This is a genomic window from Pseudomonas sp. FW300-N1A1 (assembly GCF_058789115.1).
The window spans coordinates 43,234-55,766 of sequence record NZ_JBYTBK010000036.1; the positions used below are offsets into that span (position 1 = coordinate 43,234).

At 60.2% G+C, this 12,533-nt stretch carries 9 protein-coding genes; all 9 read left to right on the top strand.

Features of this window, described 5'->3' with window-relative positions; translation table 11 throughout:
* Window positions 1-5: 5 nt before the first annotated feature.
* The 9 genes from rnhB to ispD all read left to right on the top strand — a co-directional run bounded on the left by rnhB (window position 6) and on the right by ispD (window position 12,334).
* A complete protein-coding gene (gene rnhB / locus AC3WQN_RS20665; protein ID WP_095146544.1) occupies window positions 6-632 on the top strand; it encodes a ribonuclease HII in 627 nt (208 codons plus the stop codon).
* 271 nt (window positions 633-903) lie between these two features.
* Window positions 904-4,425, top strand: a complete 3,522-nt coding sequence (gene dnaE / locus AC3WQN_RS20670) for a DNA polymerase III subunit alpha (protein WP_103401472.1) — start codon at window positions 904-906, stop codon at window positions 4,423-4,425.
* A gap of 140 nt (window positions 4,426-4,565) precedes the next feature.
* The gene (locus tag AC3WQN_RS20675) at window positions 4,566-5,513 is read left to right on the top strand and encodes an acetyl-CoA carboxylase carboxyltransferase subunit alpha (protein ID WP_103401471.1); all 948 of its coding nucleotides are present in this window, start codon (window positions 4,566-4,568) and stop codon (window positions 5,511-5,513) included.
* Window positions 5,514-5,642: 129 nt separating this feature from the next.
* Window positions 5,643-6,971, top strand: a complete 1,329-nt coding sequence (tilS, locus tag AC3WQN_RS20680; protein WP_103401486.1) for a tRNA lysidine(34) synthetase TilS — start codon at window positions 5,643-5,645, stop codon at window positions 6,969-6,971.
* Between the two features lie 274 nt (window positions 6,972-7,245).
* Window positions 7,246-8,877 (top strand): CTP synthase, encoded by a 1,632-nt coding sequence (pyrG, locus tag AC3WQN_RS20685; RefSeq protein ID WP_103401470.1) that lies wholly within the window; start codon window positions 7,246-7,248, stop codon window positions 8,875-8,877.
* A gap of 5 nt (window positions 8,878-8,882) precedes the next feature.
* Window positions 8,883-9,728 carry a 3-deoxy-8-phosphooctulonate synthase gene (gene kdsA, locus AC3WQN_RS20690; protein ID WP_095146561.1) on the top strand — a complete coding sequence of 282 codons (846 nt, stop codon included), beginning with the start codon at window positions 8,883-8,885 and terminating at the stop codon, window positions 9,726-9,728.
* 157 nt (window positions 9,729-9,885) lie between these two features.
* Complete coding sequence (gene eno, locus AC3WQN_RS20695) at window positions 9,886-11,175, top strand: phosphopyruvate hydratase (RefSeq protein ID WP_103401469.1); 1,290 nt, start codon at window positions 9,886-9,888, stop codon at window positions 11,173-11,175.
* 170 nt (window positions 11,176-11,345) lie between these two features.
* The gene (gene ftsB / locus AC3WQN_RS20700) at window positions 11,346-11,624 is read left to right on the top strand and encodes a cell division protein FtsB (protein WP_027619031.1); all 279 of its coding nucleotides are present in this window, start codon (window positions 11,346-11,348) and stop codon (window positions 11,622-11,624) included.
* Entirely contained in the window at window positions 11,621-12,334 is a 714-nt protein-coding gene (ispD, locus tag AC3WQN_RS20705) for a 2-C-methyl-D-erythritol 4-phosphate cytidylyltransferase (RefSeq protein ID WP_103401468.1), read from the top strand. The genes ftsB and ispD overlap by 4 nt, the downstream gene beginning before the upstream one ends.
* Window positions 12,335-12,533: the final 199 nt, after the last annotated feature.

Here is a 12,533-nt window from a genome sequence, read left to right on the forward strand (position 1 = left end):
TGAAGATGCAAATGGGGCTGGACTTTACCCTGGTCGCAGACGCCGAGGACCTGGTCGCTGGCGTGGACGAGGTTGGCCGTGGCCCGTTGTGTGGCGCGGTGGTGACGGCGGCGGTGATCCTGGATCCGAACCGGCCGATTCTGGGACTCAATGACTCCAAGAAGCTCACCGAAGCGCGTCGCGAGAAGCTCTACGACGAAATCCGTGAAAAGGCCCTGAGCTGGTGCATTGCCCGCGCCGAGGTCGAGGAAATCGATGAGCTGAACATTCTGCATGCCACCATGCTGGCCATGCAGCGTGCGGTCGAAGGGCTGCATGTCACGCCGAAACTGGCGATGATCGACGGTAACCGCTGCCCGAAGCTGGCGATGCCGGCCGAGGCCGTGGTCAAGGGCGATAGCAAGGTGCCGGCGATCGCGGCGGCCTCGATCCTGGCGAAAGTCAGCCGTGATCGGGAAATGGCGGCATTTGAATTGATTTACCCGGGGTACGGCATTGGTGGCCACAAGGGCTATCCGACTCCCGTTCATCTGGAAGCCTTGGCCCGCCTGGGGCCGACGCCGATTCACCGGCGCTCGTTCGCCCCCGTGAGGCTGGCGTACGAGGCGCGCGAGGGGTTGCTCGAGACCTAGGGTCTGTTGACGTTGGGTGACGAACCGCAACGCAGCCTCGCGCACGTTGGCGCGCAACCCGAAGGGACGGGGCCCTTTGGCGCAGGGCTGCGTTGCTCGGAACTTGTTTGGAACAACCAGACTACGTTCCTCGCGCCTTGCCCTGCGCCAAATAGGCCACCGTCGCGGTCGTCACCCAACGTCCACAGACCCTGGTCGCAAGGCTGATGTTTTTGCCAAGGCCCGGTACAATCCGGGCCTTGTTGTCTTTACGTTTCTGGACAGGATCACTATGCCGGCTTCATTCGTTCACCTGCGCCTGCACACTGAATACTCCCTGGTCGACGGCCTGGTGCGGATCAAGCCGCTGGTCAAGACGCTGGTCGGCATGAACATGCCGGCCGTGGCCGTGACCGACCAGAACAACATGTGTTCCCTGGTCAAGTTCTACAAAAACACCATGGGTGCCGGGATCAAGCCGATCTGCGGTGCCGACTTGTGGCTGTCGAACAAGGACCCCGATAACCCGCTCAGCCGGATCAGCTTTCTGGTGATGAATGCCACTGGCTATCGCAACCTGACCGAGCTGATTTCCCGCGGCTTTATCGATGGCCAGCGCAATGGCCAGATCATCATCGAGCGCGAGTGGGTGGCCGAGGCCAACGAAGGCTTGATCATGCTGTCGGCGGCGAAGGAGGGCGAGATTGGTATCGCGCTGCTCAGTGGCAACCCGGAAGAAGCCGAAACCCTGGCCCGCGAGTGGATGGCGGTGTTTCCGGATCGTTTCTATCTGGAGATCCAGCGCACCAACCGGCCAAATGACGAAGAACAACTGCACGCCGCTGTAGCCCTGGCCGACAGGATCGGCGCGCCACTGGTCGCCACCAACGACGTGCGCTTCATCAAGCAGGAAGACTTCGCCGCCCACGAAACCCGCGTGTGCATTGGCGAGGGTCGAGCCCTCGACGATCCGCGGCGCTCGAAGAACTACAGTGACCAGCAATACCTCAAGAGCGCCGAGGAGATGGCCGAGCTGTTCAGCGACCTGCCCGAGGCGCTGGAAAATACGGTCGAGATTGCCAAGCGCTGCAACATCGAAGTGAAGCTGGGGACGCACTTCCTGCCCAACTTCCCGATTCCCGATGGCATGACCATCGACGAGTATTTCCGCAAGGTGTCCTTCGATGGCCTGGAAGAGCGCTTGTCCGTTCTGCTGCCCAAGGACACCACTGAAGACTATGAGGCCAAGCGCCAGGTCTACGTTGACCGGCTGAATTTCGAGCTGGATATCATCATTCAGATGGGGTTCCCCGGTTACTTCCTGATCGTGATGGACTTTATCCAGTGGGCCAAGAGCAACGGCGTCCCGGTGGGCCCGGGCCGAGGGTCGGGTGCCGGATCGCTGGTGGCCTACGTGCAGAAGATCACCGACCTCGACCCGCTGGAATATGACCTGCTGTTCGAACGTTTCCTTAACCCGGAACGGGTCTCCATGCCCGACTTCGACGTCGACTTCTGCATGGACGGTCGCGACCGCGTCATCGACTACGTGGCCGAGAAGTATGGTCGCAACGCGGTCAGTCAGATCATCACCTTCGGTTCCATGGCCGCCAAGGCGGTAGTCCGTGACGTGGCGCGGGTGCAGGGCAAGTCCTACGGCTTGGCGGATCGTCTGTCGAAGATGATCCCCTTCGAAGTCGGCATGACCCTGGAAAAAGCCTACGAACAGGAAGAAATCCTGCGTGACTTCATCAAGGTCGATGAAGAGGCCGCGGAAATCTGGGAAATGGCCCGCAAGCTTGAAGGTGTGGTGCGTAACGTCGGCAAGCACGCCGGTGGCGTGGTGATTGCTCCAACCAAGCTGACCGACTTCTCGCCGATCTATTGCGACGAAGAGGGCGGAGGCCTGGTTACCCAGTTCGACAAGGATGACGTCGAGGCTGCCGGCCTGGTGAAGTTCGACTTCCTGGGGCTGCGGACCCTGACGGTCATCGATTGGGCGCTGAAAACCATCAACCGCGACCGCGCCAAGGTCGACCAACCGCCGCTGGACATCGCGTTCATCCCGCTGGACGACAAGCCGACTTACCAGTTGCTGCAAAAAGCTGAAACCACCGCAGTGTTCCAGCTTGAGTCGCGCGGCATGAAAGAGCTGATCAAAAAGCTCAAGCCCGACTGCCTGGAAGACTTGATCGCACTGGTGGCCCTGTTCCGTCCGGGCCCATTGCAATCGGGCATGGTGGACGACTTCATCAACCGTAAGCACGGTCGCGCCGAACTGGCGTACCCGCACTCGGACTACCAGTACGAAGGCCTCAAGCCGGTATTGGCGCCGACCTACGGCATCATCCTGTACCAGGAACAGGTGATGCAGATCGCCCAGGTCATGGCCGGATACACCCTCGGCGGTGCGGACATGCTGCGTCGGGCGATGGGTAAGAAAAAGCCCGAAGAAATGGCCAAGCAGCGCGGCGGTTTCATTGAAGGTTGCACCGCTAACAATATCGACGCGGACCTGGCCGGTAACATTTTCGACCTGGTAGAGAAGTTCGCTGGTTACGGCTTCAACAAGTCCCACTCTGCCGCCTACGGCCTGGTGTCGTACCAGACGGCGTGGCTGAAAACCCACTATCCGGCGCCGTTCATGGCGGCGGTGCTTTCGGCGGACATGCACAACACCGACAAGGTCGTGACCTTGATCGAAGAAATTCGCACCATGAAGCTGCGTCTCGACGCGCCGGATGTGAATACATCGGAGTTCAAGTTCACGGTTAATGACGAAGGCCGCATTATTTATGGGCTGGGCGCGATCAAGGGGGTTGGCGAAGGGCCGGTCGAGGCGATTACCGAGGCGCGTCAGGAAGGTCCGTTCACGGATCTGTTCGACTTCTGCGCCCGGGTCGACCTCAAGCGTATCAACAAGCGCACCCTGGACGGTTTGATCCGCAGCGGCGCGCTGGATCGCCTGGGGCCGTACTTCCATGATGAGCCGAAAGCCTACCAGGCCAACATCGACCGCAATCGCGCGGTCTTGCTGACGGCCATGGAGGAAGCGATCAAGGCGGCCGAACAGACCGCGCGGACCCACGACAGTGGCCATGCCGACCTGTTTGGCGGCCTGTTCGTGGAAGAAGACGCCGACGTCTATGCCAATCACCGCAAGGCCAAGGAGCTGACGCTCAAGGAACGCCTCAAAGGCGAGAAAGATACCCTGGGCCTGTACCTGACCGGGCACCCGATCGACGAGTATGAAGGCGAGATTCGCCGTTTTGCCCGTCAGCGCATCATCGACCTGAAGCCGGCCCGCGATACCCAGACCGTCGCCGGCATGATCATCGCTCTGCGCGTGATGAAGAACAAAAAGGGCGACAAGATGGGCTTCATCACCCTCGACGACCGCTCCGGCAGGATCGAGGCGTCCCTGTTTGCCGATGCCTTCCACTCGGCGCAGTCGTTGTTGCAGACCGATGCGATGGTGGTGGTCGAAGGCGAAGTCAGCAACGACGACTTCTCCGGAGGCCTGCGGTTGCGCGTCAAGCGGGTGATGAGCATGGAAGATGCCCGCACCAACCTGGCCGAAAGCCTGCGCCTGAAGGTCCAGACCCAGGACCTCAAGGGCGATCAGTTGCGCTGGCTGGGGGAGTTGTTCAAGCGCCATCGCGGCGCGTGCCCGATCACCCTGGAGTACACCCGTCCCGACGCCAAGGCCTTGCTGCAGTTTGGCGAAGGCTGGCGAATCGATCCGGCAGACAGCTTGATTCAAGCGCTGCGTGACCAGTTCGGGCGAGACAACGTCTTCCTCCAATACCGTTGACGGTCAGGGGCCATTGAAGCGCCCTGACCCTGACCCGAATTTTTAATCTCGACCTGAACGCGCCTGTCCCTTAAGGTAGGGCGCGAATAGACAATCGGCCGACCCAAGGACACTTGGACGTCGACCCAAGACGGACGCCTATGAACCCGAATTTTCTAGATTTCGAACAGCCGATCGCCGACCTGCAAGCCAAGATCGAAGAGTTGCGCTTGGTCGGTAATGACAATTCGCTGAATATCGGCGATGAGATCTCCCGCCTGCAGGACAAGAGCAGCACGCTGACCGAGGACATCTTCGGCAAGCTGACCAGCTGGCAGATCGCACGTCTGGCGCGTCATCCGCGTCGTCCGTACACCCTGGACTACATCGAACACATCTTCACCGAGTTCGACGAGTTGCACGGTGACCGTCACTTCTCCGATGACGCCGCGATTGTCGGGGGCGTTGCCCGCCTGGATGACCAGCCCGTGATGGTCATTGGTCACCAGAAAGGCCGCGACGTGCGCGAGAAGGTGCGTCGCAACTTCGGCATGCCCCGTCCGGAAGGCTACCGCAAGGCCTGCCGCCTGATGGAAATGGCCGAGCGTTTCAAGATGCCGATCCTGACCTTCATCGACACGCCGGGCGCCTACCCGGGGATCGACGCTGAAGAGCGTAACCAGAGCGAGGCCATTGCCTGGAACCTGCGTGTCATGGCGCGCCTGAAAACCCCAATCATCGCCACCGTGATCGGTGAAGGTGGTTCCGGTGGTGCATTGGCGATCGGCGTTTGCGATCAGTTGAACATGCTGCAGTACTCGACCTACGCGGTGATCTCGCCGGAAGGCTGTGCTTCGATCCTGTGGAAAACCGCGGAAAAGGCACCGGATGCTGCCGAAGCCATGGGCATTACCGCAGAGCGCCTCAAAGGCCTGGGTATCGTCGACAAAGTGATCGGCGAGCCGTTGGGCGGTGCACACCGAGATCCGGCCGCTGCCGCCGCCTCGATCCGTGCCGAACTGAGCGCGCAACTGAAGATGCTGAAGAAGTTCGATAGCGACGCGCTGCTGGCCCGCCGCTACGAGCGTCTGATGAGCTACGGTCTCTGATCTGATCTCGCTTTGATGTGGGAGCGGGCTTGCTCGCGAAAGGGGTATAACAGTCAACTGATGTGTTGAATGTTCAGCCGCCTTCGCGAGCAAGCTGCTCCCACATTTGATTTGTGCAAAGCGATCGATATGAGTCAGCCCATGATTGATCTTTCTGCCAAGCTCCTGCTGAACCTGGCTCCTTGGCGTACCGCGCCAACCTGGCGTATCGCCTTCTCCGGTGGCCTCGACTCCACCGTCCTGCTGCACCTTCTGGTTCAGCTCGCAAAAAAACAGACGTTACCCACGCTCAAAGCCATCCATGTCCATCACGGCCTTCAGGCTGCGGCCGATGCGTGGCCGGCACATTGTCAGGCAGTGTGTGATGCGTTGGGGGTGCCATTGACGGTCGCTCGCGTTCAGGTGCTGACGGGGGCGAGTCGCGAACGGGCGGCCCGTGAGGCGCGCTATGGCGCCTTCGTCGAGGCGACTCAAGCCGGTGATGTGTTGCTGACCGCCCAGCACCGCGACGATCAAGCCGAAACCTTGCTGTTTCGCCTGTTGCGCGGGGCTGGGGTGCGAGGGCTTGCGGCGATGCCGGTGCAACGCCCGTTGGGGCGCGGGCATCTGGTGCGGCCATTGCTGGAGGTCTCCCGGGCTGACCTTGAGGCCTACGCCGCCGAGCATCGGTTGGGCTGGGTTGAAGACCCTTCGAACGCTGACCAGCAGTTCTCCCGCAATTTCCTGCGCCAGCAGATCATCCCGGCACTCACTCAGCGTTGGCCCCAGGCTGTCGCCACCATGGCGCGTAGTGCCGCACACTTGAGCGAGGCGCAAGGATTGCTCGATGAGCTGGCCCGGATGGACCTGGCGCAGGCTGCCACCGTCAGTGAGTTCGATTGGCTGGGCGTGCCTTCCCTGGAGATGGGCGCGCTGGAAAAACTGTCCGCTGCCCGCCAGCGCAATGCGCTCAGTCATTGGCTGAACCCGTTATCGCGCTTGCCCGACAGTGACCACTGGTCGGGTTGGACCGACGTGCGTGAGGCCGCCGTGGATGCCCGGCCGGTCTGGCGCCTGGCTGACGGTGAGCTGCATCGGGCCAACGGACGCATCTGGTGGTTGTCCCGTGACTGGCTGGCGCTCGCGCCGCTTGGTCTGTGTTGGGCTGATCCGTCGGTGCCGCTGTTGCTGCCTGACAACGGCCGGCTCAGCATTCACGGAACCGTGCCCCAAGGCCTGCTCAGCGTGCGCTACCGGCAGGGCGGGGAGGTCATGGCGTTGCCCGGTCGCGGGCATCGCGATCTCAAGCGATTGCTCAATGAAAGTCGTTTGCCGTTGTTTGCCCGTGGCAGATTGCCGCTGCTGTACTGCGATGAGCAATTGATAGCGGTGGCAAACCTGCCCGGGCTGGACGGTAGCGCTGGCGGGAGCTACGTTTTGCAATGGCAGCCAGCAATCAACGATCAAGGTTTGAGCTGAAAGGGGCTTTCCGGTAGACTACGCTCCCTTCTTGATACAACTTCTGTGGATTCGACTGAATTGCAGGAGTTGCCGATTACCAAGCAGTCTTTGCTGGGCGATTCCAAAAAATGTGTAGCGAGCAACGTACCGGTGTTTCATCTGCCGGTCTGTCCCAACGCGGCGGTTTTTTTGAAAGATGCACTGTAATTAATGCAGGTGATCGGGGGCTTCGGCCTTCCTTCGCTTTCCCCGGCGGCTCGGACCGCTTTAACGCAGACTTCTAGGGTTTTTCATGACGCGCTACATATTCGTCACGGGCGGTGTTGTTTCTTCTTTGGGGAAAGGCATTGCATCGGCTTCATTGGCGGCCATCCTGGAGGCGCGGGGACTTAAGGTCACCATGCTCAAGCTGGACCCGTACATCAACGTTGACCCGGGCACCATGAGCCCGTTCCAGCACGGTGAAGTGTTCGTCACCCACGACGGCGCCGAGACCGACCTGGATCTGGGCCACTACGAGCGGTTCATCCGCACGACCATGACCCAGAACAACAACTTCACCACGGGGCGTGTCTACGAGCACGTGCTGCGCAAAGAGCGCCGTGGTGACTACCTGGGTGCAACCATCCAGGTGATTCCGCACATCACCGACGAAATCAAGCGCCGCATCATCAAGGGTGCTGGCGATGCCGACGTGGCGATGGTCGAGATCGGTGGCACCGTGGGTGACATCGAGTCCCAACCGTTCCTCGAAGCCATCCGTCAATTGCGTTTCGAAGTCGGCGCCAAGCGCGCGATGCTGATGCACCTGACGCTGGTGCCGTACATCGCCACTGCCGGCGAAACCAAGACCAAGCCTACCCAGCACTCGGTCAAGGAACTGCGTTCCATCGGCCTGCAGCCTGACGTGTTGGTATGCCGTTCCGACCACCCGATCGACCTGTCCTCGCGTCGCAAGATCGCGCAGTTCACCAACGTTGAAGAACGTGCGGTCATCGCTCTGGAAGACGCCGATACCATCTACAAGATCCCGGGCATCCTGCACGCCCAGGGCCTGGATGATTTCGTTGTGGAGCGTTTCGGCCTGCAATGCGACAGCGCCGATCTGTCCGAGTGGGAAGCGGTGGTCGATGCCAAGCTGAACCCGGAGCACGAAGTCACCATCGCGATGGTCGGCAAGTACATGGAACTGCTCGACGCCTACAAGTCGCTGATCGAAGCGATGAGTCACGCCGGCATCAGCAACCGTACCAAGGTCAACCTGCGCTACATCGATTCGGAAGACATCGAGAACCAGGGCACCGCGCTGCTGGAAGGCGTGGACGCGATCCTGGTGCCTGGCGGCTTCGGTCTGCGTGGCGTGGAAGGCAAGATCACCGCCGTTCAATACGCTCGCGAAAACAAGATTCCATACCTGGGTATCTGCCTGGGCATGCAAGTGGCCGTGATCGAGTTCGCTCGTAACGTGATGGGCTGGAAAGACGCCAACTCCACCGAGTTCGATCGCACCAGCGGTCACCCGGTCGTGGGCCTGATCACCGAGTGGGAAGATGCCACCGGCGCGGTTGAAACCCGTACCGAGTCGTCCGACCTGGGCGGCACCATGCGCCTGGGTGCCCAGGACTGCCTGCTGGAAGCCGGCTCCCTGGTTCATGATTGCTATGGCAAGGACGTGATCGTCGAGCGTCATCGCCATCGTTATGAAGTGAACAACAACCTGCTGCCACAAATCATCGAGGCCGGTCTGAAAATCTCCGGTCGTTCCGGTGATGGCGCGCTGGTCGAAGTGGTCGAAGCCCCGGACCACCCATGGTTCGTGGCTTGCCAGTTCCACCCGGAGTTCACCTCGACTCCGCGTGACGGTCACCCGCTGTTCAGTGGTTTTGTCAAAGCAGCTTTGGCTCAACACCAGAAGAAGGCTTGAACCTGATGGCTCAAAAGATCATCCGCGTCGGCAACATCGAAATCGCCAACGACAAACCGATGGTGCTGTTCGGTGGCATGAACGTGCTGGAAAGCCGCGAAATGGCGATGCAGGTCTGTGAAGAATACGTCAAGGTCACCGAAAAGCTCGGTATCCCTTACGTGTTCAAGGCCAGCTTCGACAAGGCCAACCGCTCGTCGGTCGCTTCCTATCGGGGCCCCGGCCTCGAGGAAGGCATGCGGATTTTCCAGGACATCAAGCAAGCCTTTGGCGTGCCGGTCATCACCGATGTCCATGAGCCAGAGCAGGCTGCAGTGGTTGCTGAAGTCTGCGACATCATCCAGTTGCCGGCCTTCCTGTCGCGCCAGACCGACCTGGTCGTCGCGATGGCCAAGACCGGCGCTGTGATCAACATCAAGAAGGCCCAATTCCTCGCCCCTCAGGAAATGCGACACATCCTGAGCAAGTGCGAAGAGGCGGGTAACGATCAGTTGATCCTCTGCGAGCGTGGTTCGAGCTTCGGCTACAACAACCTGGTGGTGGACATGCTCGGCTTCGGCATCATGAAGCAGTTCGAGTACCCGGTGTTCTTCGACGTGACCCACGCGCTGCAAATGCCCGGCGGTCGCTCCGATTCCGCCGGTGGTCGCCGCGCCCAGGTGACAGACCTCGCCAAGGCTGGCATGAGCCAGTCGCTGGCCGGCCTGTTCCTGGAGGCTCATCCGGATCCGGATAACGCCAAGTGTGACGGCCCTTGCGCCTTGCGCCTGGACAAGCTGGAGCCATTCCTGACCCAGCTCAAGGCTCTGGATGACTTGGTGAAGAGTTTTCCGACGGTAGAAACCGCGTAACCCTCGATTCTCCGGTAAAGTACCGCACGATTTAATGCTCGGACCTTCGGGTCCGGGCCTTATCGTCCGCAAGTCTGCCCGCTGCATATCACTTGCCGACGGTAAAAAGCTTTCCTACAGCTGCGTCGTTTTCGTCAACTTTGGAGTGTTTACAACAATGGCAAAAATCGTCGACATCAAAGGTCGTGAAGTTCTCGACTCCCGTGGCAATCCCACTGTCGAAGCGGACGTGCTTCTCGACAACGGCATCATCGGCAGCGCCTGCGCGCCGTCCGGTGCTTCCACTGGCTCGCGCGAAGCGCTGGAGCTGCGTGATGGCGACAAGAGCCGTTACCTGGGCAAAGGTGTATTGAAGGCCGTGGCCAACATCAATGGCCCGATCCGCACCGCGCTGCTGGGTAAAGACCCGATTGACCAGAAAGCCCTCGATCGCATCATGATCGAGCTGGACGGTACCGAGAACAAAGGCAGCCTGGGCGCCAACGCCATCCTCGCCGTGTCCCTGGCCGCCGCCAAGGCTGCCGCTCACGACCAGGACCTGCCGCTGTACGCTCACATCGCCAACCTGAACGGCACCCCGGGTGTCTACTCGATGCCGGTTCCGATGATGAACATCATCAACGGTGGCGAGCACGCCGATAACAACGTCGACATCCAGGAATTCATGGTTCAGCCAGTTGGCGCCAAGACTTTCTCGGAAGGTCTGCGCATGGGCACCGAGATTTTCCATCACCTCAAAGCTGTTCTGAAGGCCCGTGGCCTGAGCACTGCCGTGGGTGACGAAGGTGGTTTCGCGCCGAACCTGGCGTCCAACGAAGACGCACTGAAAGTGATCTCCGAAGCGGTGGCCAACGCTGGCTACAAACTCGGCACCGACGTGACCCTGGCACTGGACTGCGCGGCCAGCGAATTCTACGAAGACGGCAAGTACAACCTGTCCGGTGAAGGCCAGGTGTTCACCGCTGAAGGTTTCGCTGACTACCTCAAAGGTCTGACCGAGCGTTACCCGATCATCTCCATTGAAGATGGCCTGGACGAGTCCGACTGGGCAGGCTGGAAAATCCTCACCGACAAGATCGGCGAAAAGACCCAGCTGGTGGGCGACGACCTGTTCGTGACCAACACCAAGATCCTGAAAGAAGGCATCGATAAAAAGATCGCCAACTCGATCCTGATCAAGTTCAACCAGATCGGCACCCTGACCGAGACCCTGGAAGCGATCCAGATGGCCAAGGCCGCTGGTTACACTGCCGTGATCTCGCACCGTTCCGGCGAAACCGAAGATTCGACCATTGCCGACCTGGCCGTGGGTACTTCGGCCGGCCAGATCAAGACCGGTTCGCTGTGCCGCTCCGACCGCGTTTCCAAGTACAACCAACTGCTGCGTATCGAAGAGCAATTGGGCGCCAAGGCCAAGTACAATGGCCGTAGCGAGTTCCGCGGCTAAGCCTGGACGCGTAAAAAGACACCGGATTGTGTCGAAAAAAAACGCTACAGCGGGTTTTTTGCCACTAATCTGATGCTTTAAAGTACGAGCCTGGTTCTTCCAGGCTTCGTGCTATCAGACGTTCAAAGTCTTGGCATGGCTGTTTTTTTTCACTGGATACCTGATATTCGATGCGCAGTCCTTACTGGTTGTTTCTTGTCTTGCTCTTGCTCCTGGGTGGTTTGCAGTACCGCCTGTGGGTGGGAAACGGCAGCCTGGCGCAGGTGGCCGACCTGACTCAGCAGATTGCCGACCAGCAAGCTGAAAACCAGACCCTGCTGGAGCGCAATCGAGTGATGGATGCAGAAGTCATGGAGTTGAAAAAAGGCATGGAGACCGTTGAAGAACGGGCCCGCCATGAGTTGGGCATGGTCAAGGACGGTGAAACGCTTTACCAGTTGGCCCAATGATGCACGCCTTGCCGGCCTTCTGGGCCGTGATTCCCGCCGCGGGCGTTGGTGCCCGTATGGCCGCGGACCGTCCCAAGCAGTACTTGCAGCTGGGCGGACGCACTATTCTCGAACACAGCCTCGGCTGTTTCCTCGATCACCCGGCCTTGAAGGGGTTGGTGGTCAGTCTTGCTGTTGATGATCCTTATTGGCCGAACCTGGCCTGCGCTGCCGATCCTCGCATTCAGCGGGTGGAGGGTGGCGAAGAGCGCTCGGGGTCTGTGCTCAATGCCTTGCTGCACCTGCACGCGCAGGGCGCTGCCGATGAGGACTGGGTGTTGGTCCATGATGCTGCGCGACCGAACCTGACCCGCGACGATCTCGACAAGCTGCTGTCGGAGCTGGCGGATGATCCGGTCGGTGGGCTGCTCGCCGTGCCGGCCCGTGACACGCTCAAACGTGTGGATAAGCATGGCCGGGTGCTCGAAACTGTTGATCGCAGTGTGATCTGGCAGGCTTATACGCCGCAGATGTTCCGTTTGGGGGCTTTGCATCGGGCGCTGGCTGACAGCCTGGTGGCTGATGTGACCATTACCGATGAGGCGTCCGCCATGGAGTGGTCGGGGCAGGCGCCGCGCTTGATTGAGGGGCGGGCGGATAACCTCAAGGTGACGCGGTCTGAAGATCTTGAGTGGTTGCGTCAGCGGTGGGCTCATCGGGGTTCTTTGTAGGTAACCCATCTCTGTGGGAGCGGGCTCGCCGGTGAAGGCTGTCTGGAAGCCACCCTATCTGTGGGAGCGGGCTTGCCCGCGAAGGCGGCCTGGCAGCCAACCATTCTCTTGCGTAGGTACACCTGTGGGAGATTCTATGTTTGAGGGGAAGCTCCAATAACTGAGTTTGGGTGGTATTCGCTCTGGTTTTTCATCAGGG